The organism is Burkholderia sp. MSMB0856 (genome assembly GCF_001524645.2).
Lineage (GTDB): Bacteria > Pseudomonadota > Gammaproteobacteria > Burkholderiales > Burkholderiaceae > Burkholderia > Burkholderia diffusa.
Genome location: NZ_CP013428.1, coordinates 1,458,775 through 1,485,246, shown reverse-complemented (window position 1 = coordinate 1,485,246; position 26,472 = coordinate 1,458,775). Strand labels below are relative to the sequence as shown.

The 26,472-nt window shown below is 67.6% G+C and carries 19 protein-coding genes; 11 read left to right on the top strand and 8 right to left on the bottom strand.

From position 1 onward, the window contains the following. Positions 1–2: 2 nt before the first annotated feature. The gene (locus tag WS87_RS24160; RefSeq protein WP_059819260.1) at positions 3–6,035 is read right to left on the bottom strand and encodes an alpha-2-macroglobulin family protein; all 6,033 of its coding nucleotides are present in this window, start codon (positions 6,033–6,035) and stop codon (positions 3–5) included. 310 nt (positions 6,036–6,345) lie between these two features. Here WS87_RS24160 and WS87_RS24150 point away from each other — a divergent pair, with 310 nt between their 5' ends. From WS87_RS24150 to WS87_RS24130, 5 genes are all read left to right on the top strand, one after another. Next, positions 6,346–6,852 carry a sugar dehydrogenase complex small subunit gene (locus tag WS87_RS24150; protein WP_059691289.1) on the top strand — a complete coding sequence of 169 codons (507 nt, stop codon included), beginning with the start codon at positions 6,346–6,348 and terminating at the stop codon, positions 6,850–6,852. Continuing rightward, positions 6,852–8,471, top strand: a complete 1,620-nt coding sequence (locus WS87_RS24145) for a GMC family oxidoreductase (protein WP_059607234.1) — start codon at positions 6,852–6,854, stop codon at positions 8,469–8,471. Before WS87_RS24150 ends, WS87_RS24145 begins: the two co-directional genes overlap by 1 nt. Positions 8,472–8,473: 2 nt before the next feature. After that, positions 8,474–9,751: a c-type cytochrome gene (locus WS87_RS24140; RefSeq protein ID WP_059819259.1), complete on the top strand. Its 1,278-nt coding sequence runs from the start codon at positions 8,474–8,476 to the stop codon at positions 9,749–9,751. Between the two features lie 176 nt (positions 9,752–9,927). After that, on the top strand, positions 9,928–10,347 hold the full coding sequence (locus WS87_RS24135) for a DoxX family protein (protein ID WP_059819258.1): 420 nt from the start codon (positions 9,928–9,930) through the stop codon (positions 10,345–10,347). 63 nt (positions 10,348–10,410) lie between these two features. After that, positions 10,411–11,514 carry a porin gene (locus WS87_RS24130; protein ID WP_059533872.1) on the top strand — a complete coding sequence of 368 codons (1,104 nt, stop codon included), beginning with the start codon at positions 10,411–10,413 and terminating at the stop codon, positions 11,512–11,514. A 93-nt stretch (positions 11,515–11,607) separates the two neighbouring features. Here the strand turns inward: WS87_RS24130 and WS87_RS24125 are convergent, their stop codons facing one another. From WS87_RS24125 to WS87_RS24115, 3 genes are all read right to left on the bottom strand, one after another. Continuing rightward, the gene (locus WS87_RS24125) at positions 11,608–12,150 is read right to left on the bottom strand and encodes a cysteine hydrolase family protein (RefSeq protein ID WP_059819257.1); all 543 of its coding nucleotides are present in this window, start codon (positions 12,148–12,150) and stop codon (positions 11,608–11,610) included. Positions 12,151–12,392: 242 nt separating this feature from the next. Next, positions 12,393–13,712 (bottom strand): MFS transporter, encoded by a 1,320-nt coding sequence (locus tag WS87_RS24120; protein ID WP_059819256.1) that lies wholly within the window; start codon positions 13,710–13,712, stop codon positions 12,393–12,395. A gap of 43 nt (positions 13,713–13,755) precedes the next feature. After that, entirely contained in the window at positions 13,756–14,940 is a 1,185-nt protein-coding gene (locus WS87_RS24115; RefSeq protein ID WP_059819255.1) for a M20 aminoacylase family protein, read from the bottom strand. Positions 14,941–15,120: 180 nt separating this feature from the next. Here WS87_RS24115 and WS87_RS24110 point away from each other — a divergent pair, with 180 nt between their 5' ends. Both WS87_RS24110 and ppnP read left to right on the top strand, forming a co-directional pair. After that, positions 15,121–16,023, top strand: coding sequence for a LysR substrate-binding domain-containing protein (locus tag WS87_RS24110; protein WP_059819254.1), 903 nt, complete (start codon positions 15,121–15,123; stop codon positions 16,021–16,023). 177 nt (positions 16,024–16,200) lie between these two features. Next, on the top strand, positions 16,201–16,521 hold the full coding sequence (gene ppnP, locus WS87_RS24105; RefSeq protein WP_006478890.1) for a pyrimidine/purine nucleoside phosphorylase: 321 nt from the start codon (positions 16,201–16,203) through the stop codon (positions 16,519–16,521). A gap of 112 nt (positions 16,522–16,633) precedes the next feature. Here the strand turns inward: ppnP and WS87_RS24100 are convergent, their stop codons facing one another. From WS87_RS24100 to WS87_RS24085, 4 genes are all read right to left on the bottom strand, one after another. Beyond that, positions 16,634–16,966, bottom strand: a complete 333-nt coding sequence (locus WS87_RS24100) for a hypothetical protein (protein ID WP_175909541.1) — start codon at positions 16,964–16,966, stop codon at positions 16,634–16,636. 424 nt (positions 16,967–17,390) lie between these two features. Further along, positions 17,391–19,178 (bottom strand): chloride channel protein, encoded by a 1,788-nt coding sequence (locus tag WS87_RS24095; protein WP_059819253.1) that lies wholly within the window; start codon positions 19,176–19,178, stop codon positions 17,391–17,393. A gap of 30 nt (positions 19,179–19,208) precedes the next feature. Further along, a complete protein-coding gene (locus tag WS87_RS24090) occupies positions 19,209–19,622 on the bottom strand; it encodes a MarR family winged helix-turn-helix transcriptional regulator (RefSeq protein ID WP_059533862.1) in 414 nt (137 codons plus the stop codon). A 103-nt stretch (positions 19,623–19,725) separates the two neighbouring features. Next, complete coding sequence (locus WS87_RS24085) at positions 19,726–20,901, bottom strand: HPP family protein (protein WP_059819252.1); 1,176 nt, start codon at positions 20,899–20,901, stop codon at positions 19,726–19,728. A gap of 365 nt (positions 20,902–21,266) precedes the next feature. Here WS87_RS24085 and WS87_RS24080 point away from each other — a divergent pair, with 365 nt between their 5' ends. The 4 genes from WS87_RS24080 (at position 21,267) to WS87_RS24065 (ending at position 26,466) form a co-directional block, all read left to right on the top strand. Further along, positions 21,267–22,235 carry a LysR family transcriptional regulator gene (locus tag WS87_RS24080; RefSeq protein WP_059691282.1) on the top strand — a complete coding sequence of 323 codons (969 nt, stop codon included), beginning with the start codon at positions 21,267–21,269 and terminating at the stop codon, positions 22,233–22,235. A gap of 183 nt (positions 22,236–22,418) precedes the next feature. After that, positions 22,419–23,327: a LysR substrate-binding domain-containing protein gene (locus tag WS87_RS24075; protein ID WP_059819251.1), complete on the top strand. Its 909-nt coding sequence runs from the start codon at positions 22,419–22,421 to the stop codon at positions 23,325–23,327. Between the two features lie 220 nt (positions 23,328–23,547). Continuing rightward, positions 23,548–24,576 carry a TRAP transporter substrate-binding protein gene (locus WS87_RS24070; protein ID WP_059819250.1) on the top strand — a complete coding sequence of 343 codons (1,029 nt, stop codon included), beginning with the start codon at positions 23,548–23,550 and terminating at the stop codon, positions 24,574–24,576. A 3-nt stretch (positions 24,577–24,579) separates the two neighbouring features. Beyond that, positions 24,580–26,466 carry a TRAP transporter large permease gene (locus tag WS87_RS24065; protein WP_059819249.1) on the top strand — a complete coding sequence of 629 codons (1,887 nt, stop codon included), beginning with the start codon at positions 24,580–24,582 and terminating at the stop codon, positions 26,464–26,466. Positions 26,467–26,472 lie beyond the last annotated feature (6 nt).

Below are 26,472 nucleotides of genomic sequence, written 5' to 3'. Positions count from 1 at the left end.
CGTTACTTGCCCGCGTCGGCCGGCTTCACGGTCATCGGCGGGTTCGGCCACAGACCATACACGGACGGCGCGTACAGCGCCTCGACGCGCGTCGGCGGCAGCCCGAAGGTGCCGACGTTGTTCAGCCGCACCGTGTATTCGACCGAGAGTTTGCCCTTCGGCAGATAGTCGTAATACTCGCGGTAGCCGTCGAAGTCGCGTTCGATGAACGCCGGCCATGCGCCGTCCGGCGATTTCTCGCCCTGCGTCGCGGCTTCGGAGTCGCGACCGAGGCCGGAGCCGAGGATCGTCGCGCCGGACGGGATCGGATCGTTGACGACGACCCACGTCATGTCGCTCTGCGCATCGATGTCGAGATGCACGCGCACGACGTCGCCGCGCGTCAGCACGCCCTTGACGGCGGGCGACACGGGCGTGACGGTCTTCGTGATCCGGTAGCCGGCCGCGAACGGCGCGCGCAGCGGCACGGCCGCGAGGCTTTCGACGGTCGCCCACGGGCGGCCCGTGCCGTCCTGGGTGACGGACAGCGTGGCCGGTGCCTGCGCCGCACGCGGCCACGGCATCAGCACGCTGCGCGCGGCGGCGGCGCGGGTCGCGGCGGTGGCCGATGCGGGTGCGTCGGCGGGTGCCGGCGCCTGCGACCACGAGATTGCGCGCTCGTTGCCGCCGAGCGCGACCTTCGTCGTGCCCGCCACCGGCGTGCTCTCGTAGGTGCGCGAGAAGCGCTCGATCGCGAGCTGGCCGAGCGCGTTCGACGTCGTCGTCTGCCACGCGCCTTGGCGTTGGAGTGCGAGCAGGCCGGTCGCGATGCGCGGCATCTCGTCCTTCCACGCGGGGTCACCCGCGAATTCCAGCGCGAGACGCGCGGCGTTGGTCTCGGTGCTCGTCATCAGCCACCACAGATCGTCGTCGCGCGCGGTCGAGAACACGAGCTGCGTGCCCTGATACGTGAGGCGCGCACGCAGGATCTGCTCGACCTGCGCGCGTTTCTCGTCACGCTGCGGGATGTCCTTCACGCGCGTGAGGATCGCGTGATAGTCGATCAACGCCGACGTCGGCCACTGGTTCGGCGCGATCTCGATCGAACCGAGCATGCGGCCCTGCGCGGCGCCGTAACGCGACAGCGCCTCGATCGCGGCGAGCTTGCGCAGATCGCGATCCTGGCGCGGCGCCCACGCGTTGCGCTCGATGCGGCCGTCGACGAAGCGCGCGAGCCCGGCCTCGAGCTGCGTGCGCAGGTCTTCCGGCAGCGCGAAGCGCGGGTCGAGGCGGCCGGCCTCGTCGGCGACCACGAGCAGGTACGACGACAGCGTCGGGCTGCCGTAGTGCGCATCGTCGGACGACGGCGGGAAGTAGCTCGCGAGGCCATCGCTGTCGAGGTACACGGGCATGCGCGCCACCAGCGCCTGCCATTGCGCGGCGTCGTGCAGGCCGATCGCACGCGACGTCTGCTGTTCGAGGCAGCGGTACGGATAGCGCTCGAACCAGCGCCGCACGCCGGGCAGGCCGTCGGCGAGCTTCGACTGCAGCGACACGGCGATGCCGCCGCGTGGCGCGCCCTGTGCGTTGTTGACGGCGCCGGCCGGAGCCGATACGGGCACCGTCAGCGTGCCGTCGACCTGCGTGAGCGTGGCTTGCTGCACGGTCACCGGCAGCGCGGGCACGACCTTCTGCGCGACGGCCAGCGCGTCGGACGCGCGCTTGCCGCCTTGCTCGGCCGCCTCGATGCGCCAGTTCAGCGCGCCGGCCGCGTCGAGCGCCTGCTCGGGCACCGTGATCGTCCATGCCACCTCCGTCGCCGCATTGGCCGCGAGCGACACGGTTTGCGGCGCGACGTCGAGGCCCGTCACGCGCGGTGTCACGACGACCTGCATCGCGCGATCGGTCGTGTTGCGCAGCGTGACCTGCGCGCGGAACGCATCGCCTTCGCGCACGAGCGGCGGCAGCCCGGAGATCAGCTGCAGATCCTGCGTGCTGCGAATCGACGTGCTGCCGGTGCCGAAGCGGTCGGGGCCGACCGCCGCGATCGCGACGATCCGGAAGCGCGTGAGCGCGTCGTTCAGCGGCACTTCGACGGTCGCGCTGCCGTTCGCGTCGAGCGTCACGCGTGGATTCCACAGCAGCAGCGTGTCGAACAGCTCGCGTGTCGGCGCGCTGCCGCCGCCGCCGCCGGCCGGCACGGCCTTGCGGCCGAAGTGGCGGCGACCGACGATTTCCATCTGCGCGGTGGCCGTCTCGACGCCGTACGCGCGTCGCTGCAGCATCGCGTCGAGCAGGTCCCAGCTGTCGTTCGGCATCAGCTCGAGCAGCGCCTCGTCGACGGCCGCGACCGCGATCTGCGTGCCGGCCGGTGCTGGCTGGCCGTTCGGCAGCGTGACCTTCACGTGCGCCTGCGCCTTGCCGCGCACCGTGTAACGCGTCGCGTCGGTCGTCACGGACACGCCGAGACGATGCACGCCCGTGCCGACCTTGATCTCGCCGAGGCCATAGCGGAACGCGGGCTTCGACAGATCGACGAACGCGGTCGGCGCTTCATAGTGACGGCCTTCGCGCCAGAACGCGCGAGCCCATTCGACCGGCGCCTTCCAGCCCCAGGTGAAGAACGAGTACCACGGCACTTCGCGAATCCGGCCGCGCAACGCGAGCACCGACACGTACACGTTCGGCCCCCACGACTCGCCGACCTTCAGGTCGACGGTCGGGTTCTTGCCGTTGAGTTCGACGACGTGCGTTTCCATCACACCGCCGCGTTCGACCGCGACGAGCGCGGTTGCGTAGCGGAACGGCATGCGAACCTGGAAGCGGGCCGTTTCGCCCGCCTCGTAAGACGTCTTCTCCGGGATCACGTCGATCCGGTCGGTGTTGTCGCCGCCGAACCAGAGTTCGTCCTCGCGCGTGACCCAGACGGACGTCGACGCGTTCGACGTGCGGCCGTCGCCGTCCTTCGCGACCGCGATCAACTGGATGTTGCCAGCCTGTTCGAGCGTCGCGTCGCAGGCCATGCGGCCCTTGTCGTCGGTCTTGCCCGAGCACAGCACGCCGAGGTCGCGCGTGTCGCTCTTGTTGTCGTATGCGTAAAAGCCGCCGACCATCCGCTTGCGCGACGTCGTCGTGATGTGCGCGACGCCCTTGATCTCGACCGGCACCGATGCGCGCGGCTTGCCCTGCAGGTCGACCGCGAGCGCCTGCACAGGCACGCGCTGGCCGACCGACACCCAGCGGCCGGCCTTGATGCCGGCCACTACCGCGGCCGGCCACAGGATCGTGTCGCCGCGGATCGTCTGCACTTCGCCGTTCGGGTCCGCGAACGTCGCCTCGAGCGCGATGCGCTTCGGCGCGTCGACGTCGGGCAGGCCCTTGAGCGTGACGGTGCCCGCGCCGTTGCGGTCGAGCGTCAGCGGCAGCTTGTCCGCGATCAGTCGGGTCGAGTCGGGATCGTTGTTCGCGGCCGATGCGCTGTCGCCGTCCTGCGCATCGTCGTCGGCATTGCCGTCGCTGCGCTCAGGACGATACGGCGTGAAGCTGAAGTCCTCGAAGCGATCCGCGAACGGCGGCGACGCCCATTTCATCAGCGCGGACACCTGCACGGGCAGGTTCGATGCGCCGCCGCCCGACACGTAGTCGATCTGCACCGCGAGCGGCGCTTCCTTGGCCGCGACGAGCGGGCTCTTCTGCGCGTCGCGCGCGCCGATCGTCCCCTTGAGCACCGGCAGGCGGAACGCCTCGACACGGAAGCTGCCGCTGTAGTAGCTGGCGGTCGGCGCATCGTCAGGGCCACCTTCGAGCGACACGCTGTACTCGCCGAGCTTCGCTGCGGGCGGCAGCGTGAACTGCGTGTCGGCGCTATGGTCGGCCGACCACGTGAGCGGCAGCTTGTAGGTCTGGTCGGAGCCGAGATGGCGGATCGTCACGCGCGTCGGGTATTGCGCCGGGAACGTGAGGCTCTGCAGCGTCTCGGTGCGCAGGAAGTGCTTCATCGACACGGTTTCGCCGGCACGCAGCAGCGTGCGGTCGAATACCGTATGCGCGCGCACGGTCGGCGCGCTGGCGGTGTCGGTCGGCACGTTGAAGCGCCACGATTCGATCCCGCGGTTCCAGTTCGAGCTGACGAACGCCATGTCCGGGCCCGTCTTGGGATCGTCGACGCGCGCCGACACGAAGTAGTCGTCGAAGCGTTCCGACTGGCTGCATTCATGCTTCGGCTCGAATGCGCCGTCGATCTTCAGCAGGCCTTGCGCGTCGGTCTTGCCGGACGCGATTTCGTCGCCGTTGCAATCCGACACGCGGATTCGCGCGTTCGGCACGGGCTTGCCCTTGTCGAGCGTCGTGACCCATACGAGGTTGTTCTCGCGGCCCTGTTTCAGATGCACGCCGAGGTTCGTGACGAGCACGGTGGTACGCACGTACATGCTCGACGGCTTCGCGAGCAGCGAGCGGCCGAGCGCGGGCGACGCGAGTTCGAGCACGTAGAAGCCGGGTTTTTCGATCGGCACGCCGACGACCTCGAACGGACGCAGCGCCTTCGGATCGGCCTTCGGCAGCGTCAGTGCCTGCGCATCCGGTTCGCCGGTGAGCAGCGACAGCGAGCGCACGTCGATGCGGCGGTTCTGCGGCGCGGGCATCTTCTCGCCGGCCTGGAGCGGCACGTAGACGGGGTGCTGGCCTTTGCGCCGGAGCAGGCCCGGGATGCGCTCGTCGATCGTGCCGGCCGTCATCGACCAGTTGTCGAAGCGCTCGACGGTGCGCATCCATTGACGGATCGCGGTGTCGTCGTCGACCTTCAGGTTCGAGAATTGCGCGCCGCTCGTGTTGAGGCCCGCGATATGCAGGTCGGCCTCGACGTTGCGCAGCGTGACCGGCACGAGCGCAGGCGTATCCGGTTCGGCGAATCGCTCGACGATCCCGAAGGTGCCCGACGAGAATTTCGCGAGCGGCGGCATCGGCGCGGTGCGCGTCGCGAGCGGGAACAGGTCGGCGTTCGCGAGCGAGCGGTCCGTCACGTCGCGCAGGCCGGACGGCAGCTCGATCGTCAGGTTCGCCTGCGCGGGCAGCGGCGGGTTGAACGTGACGGTGGTCACTTCGTCGCTGTGATCGTCGGCCGCGAAGGTCGGCGAAAGCGAGCCGTCAGGGCCGCGCAGCTTGATCGCCTCGGCGTTCTTGCGCGAGATCGGCGCATTGAACGACAACGTCAGCGGACGCAGCGGCGTGCAGGGCGCCTTCGCGTTTTCGCGCTCGCACGAGAAACTCGCGGCGAACGGTGCGCGCACGGTGAAGTCGAAGCGGCGCTCGGTGTCGTTCGCGATGCCGCTCGGGCTCGCGACGCCCTTGCCGTAGACGAGCTGCATCTTCGCGCTCGCGGGCAGCGCCTGCGCGCACGACAGCGTCAGCACGCGCGCGGCGTCCTTCTTCAGCCCGAAGTGATCGAGCAGCGCGTTGCGGGTATCGTCGTCGGCGGCCGTGACGGGGATGCGGTTGCCGATGCCGACCGCTTCGCACCAGATGTTCGCGAGCGCGGAGCGCGGCTCGGCCGGGCCGTTCAGCTTCAGCACGAAGACCTGGCGCTCCTCGATCTCGCGCGAGCCGGGGCGCACCGTCACAGGGAACGGGCCGCCGGTTTGAAACGTGAAGCGGCGCGGGCCGCTGACCGCGTTGCCGGCGACCGAACGCAGCGTATCGTTGAGCGCGACGGAGCAGCGCACGCCGGGCGGCAGGTCGTTCTCGAAATCGTAGACCCAGGTTTTGTCGTCGAGCCAGTGCCCCTGGCCGCGCGCGGCGGTGGAGTCGTTGCAGGTCATGCGCGCGGGACTCGGCGCGGACGCCGAACCGAACGCGACCATCGGTTCGTCGAACTTGACGACGCTTTGCCGGACTTCGGTGACGGTGCCCTGCGGCGACACGCTCACCGTGCGGGCGGCGCCCGCATGCAGCGACAGTGCCGCGGCAGCGCCGAGCGCAGTGACCGCGCCGATGCGCCAGAGCAGCCGTGTGGTGTGACGGGTTGAATTCGTGTTGTTGTGTTTGTTGTGCTGCTTCATCGCTCGATGCCCTCGGAGGGAAGCTTTCTGTTTGATTGCACGCGATTCTAACCGACGCGCATGTGAGCGGATGAAGGGAGGGGGTGGCGGCGTGTCGCCGGCTCGCGACACACTGGCATTCGGAAGCAGAATTGTCGCGTCGACGACACAAAAATGCAGCGAAATGTCGATTGTCTCGGATTGCGGAACATTTATTGGACTATAAAAGCATTGTTCAATTCGAATTGTGCGCGTACATTTCAGGGCCGCGCGAAAGTTTGAGAAATATCAAGCGTGGTTTTCCCGAATCCGGTGTTCGAGAGAAGGAAACATGCACAACGACAACACCCCCCACTCGCGTCGCGATCGCGACGCAGCCGCATCCGGCATCACGCGGCGTCAATGGCTGCAGGGCGCACTGGCGCTGACGGCGGCAGGCCTCACCGGCTCGCTGGCGTTGCGGGCCCTGGCCGATAATCCCGGCTCCGCGCCGCTCGATACATTCATGACGCTCTCCGAGGCACTGACAGGCAAGAAAGGGCTGAGCCGCGTGCTCGGCGACCGCTTCCTGCAGGCCTTGCAGAAGGGCTCGTTCAAGACCGCCGACGGCCTCTCGCAACTCGCGGGCGCGCTCGCGTCCGGTTCATTGAATCCCGATCAGCAGGCCTCTGCGCTGTCGATTCTCGAAGCGTGGTATCTCGGCATCGTCGACAACGTCGTGATTACTTACGAAGAAGCGTTAATGTTCAGCGTCGTGTCCGATACGCTCGTGATTCCTTCGTATTGCCCCAACAAACCCGGCTTCTGGGCCGAAAAACCGATCGAGAGGCAAGCCTGATGGCCGATACCGATACGCAAAAAGCCGACGTCGTGGTCGTCGGATCCGGTGTCGCAGGCGCGATCGTCGCGCATCAGCTCGCGATGGCCGGCAAGTCGGTGATCCTGCTCGAGGCAGGCCCGCGCATGCCGCGCTGGGAAATCGTCGAACGCTTCCGCAACCAGCCCGACAAGACGGACTTCATGGCGCCGTACCCGTCGAGCCCGTGGGCGCCGCATCCGGAATACGGCCCGCCGAACGACTACCTGGTCCTGAAGGGCGAGCACAAGTTCAACTCGCAGTACATCCGCGCGGTGGGCGGCACGACATGGCACTGGGCCGCGTCGGCATGGCGCTTCATCCCGAACGACTTCAAGATGAAGACCGTGTACGGCGTCGGCCGCGACTGGCCGATTCAGTACGACGACCTCGAGCATTATTACCAGCGCGCGGAGGAAGAGCTCGGCGTGTGGGGCCCCGGCCCCGAGGAAGACCTGTACTCGCCGCGCAAGCAGCCGTATCCGATGCCGCCGCTGCCGTTGTCGTTCAACGAGCAGACGATCAAGAGCGCGCTCAACGGCCATGACCCGAAGTTCCACGTGGTGACCGAGCCGGTCGCGCGCAACAGCCGTCCGTACGACGGCCGGCCAACCTGTTGCGGAAACAACAACTGCATGCCGATCTGCCCGATCGGCGCGATGTACAACGGCATCGTGCACGTCGAGAAGGCCGAGCAGGCCGGCGCGAAGCTGATCGACAGCGCCGTGGTCTACAAGCTCGAGACGGGGCCGGACAAGCGCATCGTCGCCGCGATCTACAAGGACAAGACGGGCGCCGACCATCGCGTCGAGGGCAAGTACTTCGTGGTCGCCGCGAACGGCATCGAGACGCCGAAGATCCTGCTGATGTCGGCGAACCGCGACTTCCCGAACGGCGTCGCGAACAGCTCCGACATGGTCGGGCGCAACCTGATGGATCACCCCGGCACGGGCGTGTCGTTCTACGCGAGCGAGAAGCTGTGGCCGGGCCGTGGCCCGCAGGAAATGACGTCGCTGATCGGTTTCCGCGACGGTCCGTTCCGCGCGACCGAAGCCGCGAAGAAGATCCACCTGTCGAACATGTCGCGCATCAACCAGGAAACGCAGAAGATCTTCAAGGCCGGCAAGCTGATGAAGTCCGACGAGCTCGACGCGCAGATCCGCGATCGTTCGGCCCGCTACGTGCAGTTCGACTGCTTCCACGAAATCCTGCCGCAGCCCGAGAACCGCATCGTGCCAAGCAAGACGGCCACCGACGCGATCGGCATTCCGCGCCCGGAAATTACCTATGCGATCGACGACTACGTGAAGCGCGGCGCCGTGCACACGCGCGAAGTCTATGCGACCGCGGCGCAGGTGCTGGGCGGCACGGACGTCGTGTTCAACGACGAGTTCGCGCCGAACAACCACATCACGGGCGCGACGATCATGGGCGCGGATGCGCGCGACTCGGTCGTCGACAAGGACTGCCGCACGTTCGACCATCCGAACCTGTTCATCTCGAGCAGCTCGACGATGCCGACCGTCGGTACGGTGAACGTGACGCTGACGATCGCGGCGCTGGCGCTGCGGATGTCGGACACGCTGAAGAAGGAAGTCTGACCGTGCGGAAATCTACTCTCACCTTCCTCCTCGCCGGCTGCCTCGCGCTGCCGGGCCTCGTGCGCGCGGCCGATTCGGCCGATCCCGCGCAGATCAAGCGCGGCGAATATCTGGCGGTCGCGGGCGACTGCATGGCCTGCCACACCGCGAAGGGCGGCAAGCCGTTTGCCGGCGGCCTCGGAATGCCGGTGCCGATGCTCGGCAAGATCTACACGAGCAACATCACGCCCGACCCGGACACCGGCATTGGCAACTGGACGTTCGACGACTTCGAACGCGCGGTGCGTCACGGCGTCTCGAAGAACGGCAGCAACCTGTATCCGGCGATGCCGTACGTGTCGTACGCGAAGATCAACGACGACGACGTGCAGGCGCTGTATACGTACTTCATGCACGGTGTCGAACCGGTTAAGCAGACGCCGCCGAAGAACGAGATCCCCGCATTGCTGAGCATGCGCTGGCCGCTGAAGATCTGGAACTGGCTGTTCCTGAAGGACGGCGCGTACCAGCCGAAGCCGGCGCAGAGCGCAGAGTGGAACCGCGGCGCGTACCTGGTGCAGGGCCTCGCGCACTGCAGCACGTGTCACACGCCGCGCGGCATCGCAATGCAGGAGAAGTCGCTCGACGAGACGGGCGGCAGCTTCCTGTCGGGTTCGGTGCTGGCGGGCTGGGACGGCTACAACATCACGTCCGACCCGAACGCGGGGATCGGCGGCTGGACGCAGCAGCAGCTCGTCCAGTACCTGCGTACCGGCAGCGTGCCGGGTGTCGCGCAGGCGGCCGGTCCGATGGCCGAGGCGGTCGAGCACAGCTTCTCGACGATGACCGACGCCGACATCGGCGCGATCGCGACGTATATCCGCACGGTGCCGGCCGTCGCCAGCGGCGACGCGAAGCAGTCGCGCTCGTCGTGGGGCAAGCCGGCGGAAGACGGCCTGAAGCTGCGCGGCGTGGCGCTCGCAGCGTCGGGCATCGATCCGGCGCGGCTGTATCTCGGCAACTGCGCGACGTGCCACCAGATGCAGGGCAAGGGCACGCCGGACGGCTATTACCCGTCGCTGTTCCACAACTCGACGGTCGGTGCGCCGAATCCGGCGAACCTGGTGCAGGTGATCCTGAACGGCGTGCAGCGCAAAGCCGGCAGCGAGGACGTCGGGATGCCCGCGTTCCGCAACGAGCTGTCGGATGCGCAGATCGCCGCGCTGACGAACTACCTGACCGGCCAGTTCGGCAATCCGGCCGCGAAGGTGACCGAGCAGGACGTCGCGAAGGCGCGTTGACGCCGGGCGCGACGCGGCACGAAGCAGGGCAACACTGACGAGAGGAGGAGCACAGCACATCGGGCGGGCCCCGATGCCGGTTGTTGCAGAGCGGGGCAGGCGGCTGGCGGTCGCCCGTCCCGGTTCACAGGCAATCCGGTGCGCGCGTTTCGCGCACCGCTTTCGTTGATCACACCATGACACCGAATCAACCGTTTCTCGCGTCCCAGCGCGATGTGCTGCTGCTGCTGTCCCGAATCCTGCTCGTGATCCTGTTCGTGATGTTCGGCTGGAAGAAGATCACCGACTTCTCCGGCACGATCGCGTTCATGGGAAGCGAGGGCGCGCCCGCGCCGATCGTTTCGGCGGCCATCTCCGTCGTGATGGAGCTGTTCGCCGGCATCGCGATCCTCGTCGGTTTCCAGACGCGGCCGCTCGCGTTGCTGCTTGCGCTGTATACGATCGGCACCGGCTTCATCGGCCATCACTACTGGACGATGTCGGGCGGCGAGCAGATCGACAACATGATTCATTTCTACAAGAACATCGCGATCTCGGGCGGCCTGCTCGCGCTTTGCGCGGCGGGCCCCGGGCGTTTTTCGATCGATCGCGGGTGAACGGACCGCCGGCGCGTGCATGGGGCGCGTGCCGGACGGTCGAGACTCCGAGGGGGCATCATTTTGCGACTCAAACATTTCGCATGGCTGATCGTGGCCGCCACGCCGGCGGCCGCGTTTGCACAAACGAGCGTGACGCTGTACGGCCGTATCGACGGCGGCGTCGAATACCTGAACCACATCGCGACGCCCAATGGCAGTTCGACGCGCTGGAGCGCGGAAGGCGGCGACTGGGGCACCAGCATGTTCGGCCTGAAGGGCGTCGAGGATCTCGGCGGCGGGATGTCGACGGTCTTCAACCTGGAAACCGCGTTCCAGGTGATGAACGGCACGACGGGCGGCGGACGCATGTGGTCGCGCCGCGCGTATGTGGGCCTGAAGAGCGACACGTGGGGCCAGCTGCAGGCCGGCCGCAACCTGTTCATCGACAGCGACGGCGTGTGGGAATTCGATCCGTTCGTGCAGCAGGCGTTTTCGTCCGCATCGCTCGTGCGCGGCCGCAACTGGCAGCAGAGCAGCAACAACATCGAATATCACAGCCCGGTGATCGGCGGCTTCGACGTGCAGGCGCAATATGCGTTCGGCAACCAGTCGCGCGGCTTCAACTACGGCGCGGCCGACGACTTCGGCCGCTCGGACGGGATCATGATCTCGTATCACTCTCCGGTGCTCGACGTGCGCGGCATCTACGACGAGCTGCGCGACAACAACGGCAAGTTCAGCAACATCTTCACCGCGTCGCGCGAGTATTTTGTCGGCGCGAACGTGAAGGTGTCGAAGTTCAAGATCCAGGGCGCCTATACGCACTACCAGGCGCCGGACAGCCCGGCGGGCGTCGCCGATCGCGCCGATCACTACTGGCTCGGCGCGACCTACACGGCCACGCCGCAGTGGGCCGTGACGGGCGGCGGGTACTACGTGAAGGTCGGTGATGGCGGCGGCGATGCGTCGCACGATCCGTCGGGGCACGCGATCATGTACGTGCTCGGTACGACGTACAACCTGTCGAAGCGCACGTTCCTGTACGGGACGGTCGCGTATGTGCGCAACGGCGGCAACTCGAACTTCTCGCTGCTCGCGTCACCGCGCGACGCGACGTCGGGCACGAGCCCGATGACGGGCGAGTCGCAGACGGGCGCGTATGTGGGGATGATGCATACGTTCTGAGCGGGGCGTAGCGCACGCAAGGCACGGGTGACGATGGCCCGTGCCTTGCTGCGTTTACGGGGCCGGCGTGCGGCGTGCCGTATGCGTTGCCGGTCAGAACCCGCATGCCTCGGTCGTCGTCAACGTCGCGAACGGGCCGTCGAGCGTCGCGTTGTGATGCGCGACGATTCGCTCGGCCGGCAGCGCCGGCGTGTCCATGCAGGTATGCGCATCGGCAACGAGCACCGCGCGAAAGCCGAGATCGGCGGCGGCGCGGCAGGCCGTGTCGATGCAGTACTGCGTCTTCATCCCCGCAATTACGATCTCGCCGATCCCGGCCGCGTGCAGCCATTCGGCGAGGCGCGTGCCCGCGAAACAACTCGGCCGGGTCTTGTCGAACACGATGTCGCGTGCCGTATCGATCGCGAGCGCCGGCAGCAATGCGGCGAGCGGCGCATCGGGCGCGATCGGCGAACCCGCCGGGCCGGTGTGGCGTACGGCGAACACGGGCGCGCCGGCTTCATGTGCGCGGCGAATCAGCCGGTTGACGTTGGCCAGCACGCGTTCGCCGTCATGCGGACGATCGGGGCCATGGAACAACCCGACTTGCATGTCGACGACGAGCAGCGCACGTTTCGGGGATGGGGCTTCGGACATCGCGTTTCTCCTGAAAGGCCGGTGCGGACGGAGAAACGACGAGACCCCGTCCGGAACCGGCGGGGCCTGTGGGAATCGGTGAAGGGCGCTACGACCTTGCGCGCATTCGCCGCACGGGCCCGCCGAAGGCGGTCGTGCGCGTGGTCGTCGAAAGGGTGAGCGTGGCGTCGTGCATAGAGCGATCATGCACGATACGCGTTCGCTGCGTCAATGACGTGTCGCACGTCCCGCGTCGCCACCGCTCAATCGAGCGCCTTCCCGGCCTTCTCGTCCATGCAACGAATGGCGAGCAGCGTCAACACGCCGCAGCCGATCGCATACCACGCAGGCGCATTCGGGTTGCCGGTCGCCGCGATCAGCCAGGTCACGAAGAACTGCGCGAAGCCGCCGAAGATCGCGACGCCCACGCTGTACACGAGCGCGCCGCCGGTCGCCCGCACCGCCCGCGGGAACAGCTCGCCGAGCATCGCACCGGTCGCGCCGATGTTGATCGCGTGCACGACCGACAGCGCGGCGATGATCGACAGCAGCGACGCGGCGCCCGGCCATCGGTTCAGCGCGATGAACGCGGGATAGATCGCGGCCATCAGCACGATGCGCGTCCACCAGACGATCCGGTTGCGCCCGTAGACATCGGACAGGTGGCCGCCGATCGGCGTCACGAGCATCAGGATCGCGCCCGCGACGCAGCCGGCCGTCATGGACAGCCAGGTCGGCAGGTGCAGCACCTGCACGCCGTAGATCGCCATGTAGAACACGATGATGTAGTGGATCGACGTGCCGCCGATCGTCACGCCGAGGCCCGAGAACACGGCCTTGCCGTGGTGGCGCAGCACGTCGGCGAGCGGCAGCGACGCGACGGGCTCGTCATGCGCGGCGGCGGGCGCGGCGGCCGGCACTTCCTCGACGGTGCGGCGCAGCCAGTAACCGAGCGGCACGAACAGCGTGCCGATGATGAACGGCACGCGCCAGCCCCAGCTTTCGAGCTGCGCGGCACTGAGCGTCGACGTGAGCGCGACGCCGGTGAGCGCCCCGGCGAGCGCGGCGAGCCCCTGGCTCGAGAACTGGAACGACGCGTAGAAGCCACGGCGGTGCTGCGGCGCCTGTTCGAGCAGCAGCGTCGTCGACGCGCCGACTTCGCCGCCCGATGCGAACCCTTGCAGCAGGCGTGCGAGCACGAGCAGCAGCGGCGCGGCGATGCCGACCTGCGCGAAGGTGGGCGCGACCGCGATCGTCGCGGTGCCGAGCGCCATCAGCAAGAGCGTCAGGATCATCGCCTTCTTGCGGCCGGCGCGGTCGGCGTACATGCCGATCACGAGCCCGCCGAGCGGACGCGTGACGAAGCCGACGCCGAAGCTCGCGACCGCGAGCATCAGCTGCCCGAACGACGAGTGGACCGGAAAGAACAGCTTGCCGATCAGGATTGCGAAGAAACTGTAGACCGTGAAGTCGTAGAACTCGAGCGCGTTGCCGACCGCGGCGGCCGCGATCAGGCGGCGTTTCTTCGCGGCGGCGCGGGCATCGGCCGGCGAGCCGGCGAACGGAAGGGCGGACGTTTCCATGGGGTTCCCCTGCAGAAGCGCGAAACTGCGTGATGAAGGGCCGTCAGGCCGCGAGCCAGCCTTCGGCGACGCGGACCCAGTAGCTCGCGCCGATCGCGAGGATGTCGTCGTTGAAGTCGTAGCCGGGGTTGTGCACCATGCAGCCGCCCTTGCTGCCGACTCCGTTGCCGATGAACGCATAGCAGCCGGGGCGCGCTTCGAGCATGAACGCGAAGTCCTCGCTGCCCATCAGCGGCGCGGCTTCGGTCTCGACGCGCTCGGCGCCAAGCATCTGGCGCGCGATGTCGGCCGCGAACGCGGTCGGTTCGGGATGGTTGACCAACACCGGGTAGCCGTAGTCGTAATCCACGTCCGCGGCGACGCCGAAGCTTTCCGCCTGGCCCTTCGCCAGCGCTTCGATGCGGCGCGCGAGCAGCGCGCGCACGTCGGCGTTCAGCGCGCGCACCGACAGCTTCATCACGACGGTTTCGGGAATGATGTTGAAGGTCTCGCCGGCCTGCACGCTGCCGACCGTGATCACGGCCGCGTGCTGCGCGTCGACTTCGCGCGCGACGATCGTCTGCAGCGCGACCATGATGCTGCCCGCGGCCGACATCGGATCGCGCGCGAAGTGCGGCATCGCGCCGTGACCGCCGACGCCGCGCAGCGTGATCGTCACGCGGTCGGCCGACGCCATCGCGGCGCCGGTGCGGAATGCCATGTCGCCGGCGGCGCGGCCCGGCATGTTGTGGATCGCGAAGATCGCATCGCACGGGAAGCGATCGAACAGGCCATCGTCCATCATCGCTTTCGCGCCGCCGAAGTTTTCCTCGGCCGGCTGGAAGATCAGGTTCAGCGTGCCGGAGAACTGGCGCGTCGCGGCCAGGTGACGCGCCGCGCACAGCAGCATCGCGGTGTGGCCGTCGTGACCGCACGCATGCATCTTGTTCGCATGGCGGCTCGCGTAGGGCAGGCCGGTGGCCTCCGCGAGCGGCAGCGCGTCCATGTCGGCGCGCAGGCCGACGCTGCGCGTGCCTTGTCCTTCGCGCAGCACGCCGACGACGCCCGTCTTGCCGATGCCGCGATGCACTTCGTAGCCCCATCCGGTGAGCAGTTCGGCGACGAGATCGCTCGTCAGCGTTTCCTCGAACGCGAGTTCCGGGTGCGCATGGATGCGGCGGCGCACTTCGATGAGGTCCGGGGCGATCGCGGCGATGCCGGGGATGACGGGGTTCACGGCTTGCAGCATGGTGTCTCCTGTGGGTCCGGTGGACGTTTGACGCGCATATGACGTGAAAGGATATAAATTTCTTTTGCGCACCAGAAGCTGCTAAATTGCTTTGGTGCACACCACCGGTTGCCGCTCGGGAATACCCTGAGCCTGCATGCGCCGCGCTGCACGGGGTTTCCACGAATCACGCATGCCGCCATGAAATACCATCAGCTGAAAGCGTTCGTCACCGTCGCGGACGAAGGGAGCATCCGCGCGGCCGCGCGGCGCCTGAACGTGTCGCCGGCGGCGTTGACGAAGGCGGTCAAGGAACTGGAGATCGCGCTCGGCGTGTCGCTCGTCGTGCGCACCGCGCGCGGCGTGCAGCTCACGGCGTTCGGCCAGCAACTGCAGGTGCGCGCGCGGCTGATCGTCGCCGAGATGCAGCGTGCGCGCGACGACATCGAGCAGGCGCAGGGCGCGATGACGGGCTCGGTCGCGGCGGCGATCACGCCGGCCGCCGCGGTGACGATCCTGCCCGATGCGTTTCGCGCGTTCCGGCGGCGCTTTCCGGTCGCGCGCGTCAGTCTGATCGAAGGGTTTCCGGGCGTCGCGCTGCCGCGCCTGCACGACGGCTCGCTCGATTTCGCGGTGGCCGTCGTCGTGCCCGAACTGCTGGCGGCCGAGTTCGATCACGCGGAACTCTACGCGAGCCGATCGTTGATCGTCGCGCGCAAGGGGCATCCGCTCGCGTCGGCCACGTCGCTCGCCGATCTCGTCGAGGCCGACTGGCTGATGAATCCGTCGCCGGAAAGCTCGACCCAGGTGCTGTTCAACTCGTTCATCGCATACGGGCTGCCGGTGCCGCAGCGGGTCGTCGAATGCCCGAGCTTCGGCCTGGCGCACAGCCTGATGACGGGCTGCGACCTGATCGCGTCGATGCCCGAACAGCTGCTGCAAGGGGAGTGGGCGCGCGACCAGCTCGCCGTGCTGCCGATCCGCGAGCGGCTGCCCGGCGTGTCCGTGCAGGTCGTCACGCGCCGCGACAGTCCGCTCACGCCGGCCGCGGCAATGCTGCTCGACTGCCTGCGCGATTCCGCACGCCGCAAGGGACTCAGATGAGCCGCTCGATGCGGGCCACGCAATGCATCGGGTAGTGATCCTGATTATCGGTCGCCCGCTTCGTGCCAGTCCTACTTGCAGCCCGCCCGCCGCGAGCCGGTATCATAGCGGCCGGCCTGCCGCCCCGGCCGGCTTCCGACAACACGCCATCCGGCATCCAGCAATCAGAGGCATCACATGACCAGTGCAACCCAATTCGACAACGTATCGGTCGTCAAGCGCGCGAACGTCTATTTCGACGGCAAGTGCGTGTCGCATACCGTGCTCTTCCCGGACGGCACGCGCAAGACGCTCGGCGTGATCCTGCCGTGCGCGCTCAACTTCGGCACGGACGCGCCCGAATTGATGGAAGTGCAGGCCGGCAAGTGCCGCGTGAAGCTCGACGGCAGCAGCGAGTGGCAAACCTACGGCGCCGGCGAATCGTTCTCGGTCCCGGGCAAGAGCCGCTTCGACATCGAGGTGCTGGAGACGCTCGACTACGTCTGCAGCTACCTGTAAGCGCGCAAGCAAGGTCGCGGCGCGTGCGCGCGGCCCATGCGCCTAAACAAAAAGCCCCGCCGAAGCGGGGCTTTTTGCATGCGGGCGGCGCAATGCCGTCCGGCAGCGATGCTTACAGACAGGCGTTGATGTCGCCGGCGGCGGCCGCGTCGCCGCGCACGGCGACCCACGTCTTCGCGCCCGGATTCGGCGACGGACGAACCATCGCGGCCGCGCCGTTCGGCGGTTGCTGGCCCGGTGCGTAGACATCGGTCGCGAGGCCGTTGGCGAGCACGTTCTGCGAGATCACTTGTTGCTGCGACTTGTCGGCCCAGGTCTTGGCGATGCACGCCGAGACTTCCGGGGCGGCCTTCTGGCTTTGTCCCACGTTCTGCGCGGCCGGATCGGCCGCGTGAGCAGAAATTGCCACGGTCAATGCGATGAGCGGTAAGTATTTCACGTTCACGTTTATCTCCCTCGAGTCGTGATTGATTGAGTGGGATGCGCAGCAGAACTGCGTGCTTGTGAGATTGCATCGGACAAATGCGGTTCCGGCGATTCCGAAACAAGTTGTTAACGCGCTTGCCAAACGGCAATCCGGATGCTGTGCGTTCTGTCGCGCGGCCGCATGCGTCGTGCGTGGTCCGTATGGAGACACGGCGGCGACGTCATGCGTCGTGAGGTCGGCTCGCTGCCCTGAGGTGTGGCGGATTGACGGTCGCGGCGTGCTGCATGTGTCTGCATGTCGCGCCGCGACGCTTCTTTATTGGATGACGATGTGGAACGGCTGAATGATGGCCCCGTCGCATGCAGACCATGATGACAAACTTTCGTCCGATCGATTGTCAACGAAGTTTAAACGCCGGACGCGGCGCCGCGCGCGGTACGTGTCAGCCGGCCTTGCGTATTCCTGCGTCGCGCAGGTTGACGGGTACGACGGGACGGAAGCGTTCGCGCTTCTGTTCGTCGTCGAAGTGCTGGAGCGCGGGTTTGATCAAGTCGCTGCGCGACACGATGCCGATGATGCGCAGCGATTGCGGATCGTCGACGACCGGCAGACGTTCAAGACCGAGCAGCGCGAGTCGCGATGCGACCACGCGGCACGTTTCGTGCGCCTGCGCGACGGCCGGCACGCGCTCGGCGAACGCGCTCGCGAGCACGGCGCCGGGGCCGGCTTGCGCGCGCTGCGCGTCGAGCGTCGCGCGATCGACGATGCCGAGGAGTCGCCCGTTCTGCACGACCGGGTATGCACGGTGCGTCTGCTTCACGCCGAAGTACTGCGACTCGACCGCATCGAGCGTCGTGGCGCCGTCGATCGCGACGAGCGCGTCGGCTGGCGTCATCACTTCGGCCACGTCGTGGCGTTCGAGCGGATCGACGCCATATTCGCGGTAGATGTGATACCCGCGGCGCGCGATCTTTTCCGTCATGATCGAACGCTTCATCACGACGGTCGCGAAGCCGTGCGCGACGAGCGTCGCGGCGAGCAGCGGCAGCAGCGCGTTCGCGTCGTGCGTGAGGCCGAACGCGAACACGATCGCGGTCAGCGGCGCGCCGAGCGTGGCGCCGAGCGTCGCGGCCATGCAGACGAGCGGCCACAGTGCCGGATCGCCGCCGGGCAGCACCGGCGACAGCACGGTGCCGAGGCCGGCGCCGAGCATCAGCAGCGGGGCCAGCACACCGCCCGACGTGCCGGAGCCGAGCGCGATCACCCACATCACGGCCTTCACGATCAGCAGCGCGAGCGCGATCTTCAGCGCGATATGCTGGTGCAGCAGGTCGCCGATCACGTCGTAGCCGACGCCGAGCGCGCGCGGCTCGAGCCAGCCGCCGACGCCGATCACGATCGCGCCGAGCGCCGGCCACCACATCCAGTGCACCGGAAGCTTCGCGAAGGTGTCCTCGACGCGGTACAGCGCGGCAGACAGGCCGCACGCGAGCATGCCCGACAGCAGGCCCGCGACGATGCACGACAGCAGCGCGACGGGCGTCGGCGATGCGGTGGCCAACGGAAACAGCGGGTCGACGCCGAAGAACACGGCGCGGGCGAAACCGGCCACCGCGCACGCGAGCGCGACCGGCAGGAAACTGCGCGGACGCCATTCGAACAGCAGCAGTTCGACCGCGAGCAGCACGGCGGCGACCGGCGTGCCGAACACGGCGGTCATGCCGGCGGCCGCGCCCGCGACGAGCAGCGTCTTGCGCTCGGCCGCGGTCACGTGCACGCATTGCGCGATCAGCGAGCCGAGCGCGCCGCCCGTCATGATGATCGGGCCTTCGGCACCGAACGGGCCGCCGCTGCCGATCACGACGCCGGACGACAGCGGCTTGAGGATCGCAACCTTCGGCGACATGCGGCTCTTGCCGAACAGGATCGCCTCGATCGCTTCGGGAATGCCGTGGCCGCGGATCTTCTCCGAACCGAAGCGCGCCATCAATCCGACGATCAGCCCGCCGATCACCGGCACGACGATCACCCACGCGCCGAGCGTGTTGTGGGCGGGCGAACGATCGGCGAACGAGAACTGCTGGAAGAAGAACAGGTTCGTGAACAGGTGGATCAGGCTCAACAGCACGAACGCCGCCAGCGTGCTGAGCACGCCGATCCCGGCAGCCAGCAACGCGATCCTGGGCAGGCGTTCGTTGGTCGAGAAATCGCGTTTGTGTGGTGCGTTCATCGGAGTAGGGGAAGGTCGGTAAAGCCTGGGTCAGAAATCGATCTGCGGAACCTGGAACGTGCCCTTGAGCGATTTCAGTTCCGTGCGGTGCATGGCCGCGAGACGGGCGAGCAGCGTCTCGCCGGCTTCTTCGAGATGGACCTCGACTTGCCGGCGGTCCGCTTCGCTCGTCTTGCGCTTCACGAGCCCGAGCGCCTCGCAGCGCGTCACCAGCGCGACGACGCCGTGATGCTGCGCCTGCAGGCGTTCGGCGAGTTCGCCGATGGTGGCCCATTCGCGATGCGGGTAGCCCTTGATGTGCAGCAGCAGCAGATATTGCAGCGGCGTCACGCCTTCGCTTTGCGCGGCGCGTTCGGAGAAGCGCTCGAAGCGGCGCATCTGGTAGCGGAACTCGGACAGTTGCTGGAAATCGCCTTTGGTCAGCGCGCGTCGGGTATCGGTCATTGCGGTCGGTCGGGCAGCAGTTTCGGTAACGCGAAATATATCACAACATGATATAAATGGACGATTTTCAGCGAAATGGAGCACATTTTTCCGTTCGTCGGCGTTACGCGGCTTCGAGCATCCGCGTCTGCTGGTACAGGCCCGTGACGAGATCCGTCTGCGTAATGATGCCGACGAGCCGTCGCGATGCGTCGACGACCGGGATGTGGTGGTGGCCCGAATGCGTAAACAGCGGCACCAGCGCCGTGATCGGCAGGGTCTGCGGCACGGACGCGACGTCGCGGGTCATCACGGTGGCGACGCTGGGCGGCCGACCGCCGAACGACTGCGGCAGGCGCGCGGCCAGCCGTTGCCACAGCGGGGCCGGGCGGCGCAACTGGCGCGTGAGGTCGGCGCGCGTGACGATGCCGATCAGGCGATCGTCGCCGTCCACGACGGGCAGCGCCTTTACGCGATGGCGGTCGAGCAGTGTCAGCGCGGCCGTGACCGATGTCGACGGCGCGACTTCGATCGCGTTCTTCGTCATCAGGTCGGCGCACGTGAGCTGGCCGAACGTGCGCGCATACGCCTGCATCTCGGTTTCGCGCAGCAGCATTTCGAGGTCGTCCGGATCGACGTCGAGCCATTCGCCGCGGCGCTTCAGCACGGCGTCGAGATCGGCGCGCGTGAAGCCGCCGCGTGCCGGCGCGGCGCTGCCGCCTTGCGGCTTCGCGTCGGGACGCACGCCGCCGTGCGGATAGCGGTGGCCCGTCAGCGCGTGGTACACGAGCGCGGCCGACAGCAGGATCGCCGATTGCAGCGCGATCGGCTCGACCACGAAGCCGAAGCCGAGTGAGTGGATCGCGGGGCCGCCGAGCACGGCCGTCAGCGCGACCGCGCCCGACGGCGGGTGCACGCAGCGCAGTACGAACATGCCGCCGATCGCGAGGGCGACCGCAACCGCCGCGGCCGTGATCGGATCGGCGATCGACTGCGCGCAGGCGACGCCGACGGTCGCCGCCACCAGATTGCCGCCGATGATCGACCACGGCTGCGCGAGCGGACTCGCGGGCACCGCGAACAGCAGCACCGCCGACGCCCCCATCGGCGCGACGAGCAGCGGCACGAGGCCCGGCACGCCGGGCAGCAGCCGCATCGTGACGCCGACCGTCGCGATGCCGACGAGCGCGCCCGCGCACGAGCGCATGCGCTCGCGCCAGCCGAGTGTCATCGGATGGGGAATGAAGCTGTGCAGCCATTGGCGGAATGTGCGACGCGACGGGGAAGTGCCTGACGACATGGACGATAAGCGGTAAAAAGGACGACGCGGATGACGCAGCGCAAGGAAGGCGCAAATTATATCGCGTTGTGATACAAATTGTCGCGCCGCATCAATACGTTGCGAGCATGCGACGTATTCGTCTTGCAAAAACCTTTCATCCGATGAAAGCCTGAAGGCGCGGCGATCGCGCAAATTTGCCTGCGGCGGCGTACAATTCGGGCCACCGAATCCCCCGATATGCCACAGCCACGCACGCGACGCCCGCTCTCCCGCCCGTTCCCCGGCATGGTGATCGCTTGCGTGTGGTTCGCGCGCACGCCCCGATTCCCGTCTGACGCGAGCGCCGCCGACGTTCCTCCACCGATACTCCCCAAGCCAATTCAATGGACATGCTCGAAAACATGCGCCTGTTCGTGCGCGTTGTCGAAGCCGGCAGTTTCACCGCGGTCGCCAAAGAAATCGATGCGACCACCGCGCAGGTGTCGCGCGCGGTGTCGAATCTCGAAGCTCACGTACAGACGCGGCTGCTGCATCGCACGACGCGCCATCTCGGCCTCACCGAAAGCGGCGAGCGCTACTTCGAGCGTGCGAAATCGATCCTCGCCGAATTCGACTACGCCAACGCCGAGGCGCGCAACGCGCTGCTGCGGCCGAGCGGCAAGATGCGCATCCATGCGATGACGGGGCTCGGGCAGAGTCATGTCGTCTCGTCGATCGTGCGCTACCAGGAAGACAACCCGGACGTGTCGATCGAGCTGACGCTCGCGCAGCGGATGCCGAACCTCGTCGAGGAAGGCTACGACGTGTCGATCGTGACCGCGTCACAGCTGCCCGATTCCGGCTACGTCGCGCAGACTTGCGGAACGAGTTGCAGCGTGCTGGTTGCATCGCGCGAATACCTGGCGCGACATGGCACGCCGACCACGCCCGATGATCTGCCGAACCACGTGTGCCTGCGCCTCGATACGCCCGCATCGCCGGCCAGCGAGTGGCGGCTCGAGCGCGGCGACGACGAGGAAACGGTGTACGAGCTGCAGCCGGCGCCGTTCCAGGTCAACGTGCCGGATGCGTTGTGCGTCGCTGTGCGGGCAGGGCGCGGCATCGCGTGCGTCGCGCTGTACACCGTGCTCGACGACATCCGCGAAGGGCGGCTGATTCGCGTGCTGCCCGAGTACCGGCTGCAGACGGTCAGCGTGTATGCCGTCTATGCGACGCGCCGCTATCTCGACGCGAAGATCCGCACCTTCCTCGACCATCTGCGCACGACGCTCACGCCCGCGCTGGAGAACGACCTGCGCGAACTCGACCGGCTCGCGGTCGCGCCGACGCCGGGCACGCGCCAGCGCGCGTGATGCCGCCGCCGGGCGTCATGCGTGCGGCGTGACCCGAATCCGGTCGAAGCGGCCGGCGAGCGATGGTCATGAAGGCCTCGGTCGGCGTGCGCGGCGCGGGCCGCGCATCGGCTGCAACCGAGTATGGGAATCATATCGATATCGGTCTACCATCAAGAGACTATCGATTGATTCAAGATTTGAATGATTGAGCTGAACCAGCTTCGCTGCTTCGTCGCCGTGGCCGAGGAACTGCATTTCGGCCGTGCGGCCAAGCGGCTCTTCATGACGCAGCCACCGCTCAGCCGGCAGATCCAGTTGCTCGAACATGCGCTTGGCATCGCGCTGCTCGAACGCAGCAGCCGTCAGGTCAGACTGACCGCGGCCGGCGAGCGCTTCCTGCGCGATGCGCGGCACATCCTCGAGTTTTCCGCACGCGCCGAGCAGGCCGCGCAGCGCGTCGCGCACGGCGAGGCGGGCCGCATCACGCTCGGCTTCACGGCCGTCAGCGCATACCGGATGATTCCGGAGCTGCTCGCGCATGCGGCGCACGCGCTGCCGGACGTCGATGTCGAGCTGCGCGAAATGGTGTCGACCGTGCAGATCGACGCGCTCGCGTCGCGCATGCTCGACGCGGGCTTCGTGCGCCAGCGCGCGGCGCGCCATCCGCTCGAATACCGGCTCGTGCAGCGCGAGCCGATGCTCGTCGCGGTCGCGCAGGGCGCGCCGCTGGCCGCGTACGAACAGATCGGCCCGGACGAGCTCGACCAGCAGCCGTTCATCGCGTATTCGCCGAACGAGGGCAAGTACTTCCACGACATGATCTCGGGGATGTTCGCCAGCGCGGGGCGCTTGCCGAATTACCTGCATTACGTCGGGCAGACGCATACGATCCTCGGCCTGGTGCGTGCCGGGCTGGGTGCCGCGCTGGTGCCGGCGTCGGCGCGCGAGCTGCATGTCGACGGCGTGGTGTTCCGGCCGCTCGCGGGCGTCGACGTGGCGGCCGAGCTGTATCTCGCGTGGCGCGCGGACAACGACAATCCGGCGCTGCCGGTGTTCAACGCGATGGTCGGGCAGTTTCTGACGGACGGGGCGGACGGCGTCGTCGTTTAGAAAAAGTCAGTTGTCTGACGATATCCGCCGGCACGCCTGACGTGCGCCACGGGCCGGAAAGACTGAAATGCGCCGACCCCGCGTGGCACTTCGGCCCGAAATTTCCACCCGCCCGTCACGGGAAAACCCTCATTTCTCACTCATCGGTCGTCGTATTACTGTATCGATACACTAAATCGATACAGTCGTGTTGAAAGACGCGATTGGAAAGGAGACGGCCATGACTACCTTCACCCGGCGGCGCTTTCTGCAAACGGCATCCGCCGCCACGCTCGCGGTCGCGGGCGGCTTGCCGGAAATCGGCCGCGCGGCGCAGACCGTGACGCTGCGCTGCTCGTCGTCGATGCCGGCCGATCAGAACGCCGCGCACTACGTGTGGTACGAGCGTCTCGCGGCGAACCTGAAGGCGAGCGTCGGCGACGCGATCCGGGTCGACTACTTTCCGAACAGCCAGCTCGGCAAGGAAAGCGACGTCGCGCAGCAGGTGAAGATCGGCGCGATCGACATGATGATCGCGGGCTCGTCGATCTGGGCCACGGTCGCGCCGGAACTCGGCATGCTCGATCTCGGCTACCTGTTCGACAGCTATGCGCACGTCGCGAAGGTGCTCGACGGCCAGGTCGGCACCAGCCTGAACGCGCTGCTGCAAAAGCGCGCGGGCTGTTCCGTGCTGACGTGGGGTTCGCACTTCGGCGGGCGCTGCGTGTTCACGAAGCAGCCGGTGACGGCGCTGCAGGGCGTGAAGGGCACGAAGCTGCGCGTGCTGCCGACGCCGGCCTTCATGGACACCTTCAAGGTGATGGGTGCGGTGCCGACGCCGATTCCGTTCGGCGAGCTCTACATGGCCGTGCAGACGGGCGTCGTCGACGGGCTCGAGCACGATCCGGCCACCGTGCTCGCGAGCCGCTTCGACGAGATCGTCAAGTCGTGCTGGCAATCGCACCACGTGTTCGCGGCGATGACCGTCGTGATGGGGCGGCGCGCGCTCGAGCGGATTCCGGCGAACCTGCGCCCGGCGTTCGACCGCGCGGTGGCCGACGCGACCGCGCAGCAGCGCGCGATCGCGGCGCAGAAGGCCGAGCAGGCGGAGGCGGCGCTGAAGCAGCACGGGATGACGTTTCATCCGATGGCGGATGCCGAGCGCGCGGCGCTGCGGCAGGCGATGCACGACCGCCTCTACATGGCATTCGCGAAGCAGTATCCGGCCACCGCGCCGCTGTTTCCGGCGATCGCCGCCGCGCGGGGTTGAGCGATGGATACCGGTTCCGTTTCGAGCGTCGTGCCGGCCGTCGCCCCAGGCCGTCCCGTGCGCGCCGCCGCCCGTGCGCTGGATGCCGCGATGCGCTGGATCGAATACGTGTCGGCCGCCGTGCTGGCCGTCGACGTGCTGGTCGTATTCGTGTCGGTCGTCTTCCGATATTTCCTGCACGATCCGGTCGACTGGGCCGAGGAGGTCGCGAGCGCGCTGATGATCGTGCTGGTGTTCTTCGGCGCGGCGACGGTGCTCGGCCGCAGCCAGCACGTCGGCATCGACCTGTTCCGCGGCTGGCTGCCGGCACGCTGGCAGGGCGCGCTCGTGCAGATCGGGCACTGGATCGTCGCGGCGGTGTCGCTGAACCTGCTGGCGTCGTCGTGGCAGTTGCTCGGCGACTCGTACGATCAGTTGACGACGGGCGGCCTGCCGGGCTGGATCAACGTGTATCCGATGATGTTCGGCGCGCTGTTCATGAGCGTGTTCGCGCTCGCGAACGCGCTGAACGCGCCGCGCCGCCGCGTGCTCGGCACGCTGGCCTGCTGCGCGGTGCTCGCGGGCGCCGTGTACGGCTGGAACGCGCTGCGCCCCGAACATGCGATCGCGCCGGGGGCGCTGCTGGTCGCCGGCTTCTTCGGCGGGCTCGTGCTGGGCGTGCCGATCGGCTTCGTGCTCGCGTTTTCGGCGTTGCTGTACTTCCTCGCCGATCCGACGCTGCCGTTGCTCGTCTACTCGCAGCAGGTGATGGCCGGCGCCGATCACTTCGTGCTGCTCGCCGTGCCGTTCTTCGTGCTGGCCGGCTTGCTGATGGAGTCGAACGGGATGTCCGCGCGGCTCGTCGAATTGTTGCTGCGGATCTTCGGGCGCGTGCGCGGCGGGCTCGGGCTGATCGTGATCTTCGCGACGGCGTGCTTTTCCGGCGTGTCGGGTTCGAAGCTGGCCGACATCGCGGCGGTGGGCGGCGTCGTGATGCCGGCCGTGCGCCGCGCGCGGCAGGATCCCGACGAAACCGCGGCGCTGCTCGCGTGCAGCGCGGTGATGGCCGAGACGATTCCGCCGTGCGTGAACATGATCATCATGGGCTTCGTCGCGAACATCTCGATCGCGGGGCTGTTCGTCGCGGGGATCGTGCCGGCGGCCGTGCTCGCCGCGTCGCTGGCGGTCGTGACCGTGATCTGCGGACGCCGGATCGACATCGACGCGGTATTCGTCGAACGCCGCGCGTGGCTGCCGCTCGCCGGCGGCGCGCTCGTCGCGCTGATCATGGTCGCGATGATCGGCAAGGGCGTGACGTCGGGCATCGCGACGTCGACGGAAGTGTCGGCGTTCGCGGTGGTCTATGCGCTGGTGGTCGGCTGGGCGGCGTTCCGCGAGCTGACCTGGCGCTCGGTCGGCCGCGTGTTCGTCCGTGCGGCGTCGATGGCGAGCGGTATCCTGTTCATCGTCGCGGCGGCGTCGAGCGTGTCGTTCGCGCTGTCGATCGAGCAGATTCCCGCGCTCGTCTCGGGCACAATGACGGCGTTTGCCCATCAGTACGGCTCGACGGCGTTCCTGTTGCTGGCGGCGCTGCTGATGATCGTGTTCGGCGCCGTGCTCGAAGGCGCGCCCGCGCTGATCATCTTCGGGCCGCTGCTCGCGCCGATCGCGCTGCAGCTCGGCATCAACCCGCTGCATTTCGGCACGGTCGTGGTGGTGGCGATGGGGCTCGGATTGTTCGCGCCGCCCGTCGGGCTCGGGCTGTTCACGACCTGCGCGATCACGGGGACCGAGGTCGCGCGCGTGGCGCGGCCGATGGTGAAATACCTGCTGGTGCTGTCGGTCGCCCTCGTGGCGCTGATCTTCGCACCGGCGTTTTCGTTGTGGCTGCCGGCCCGTTTCGGCCTGTAGCCCGTT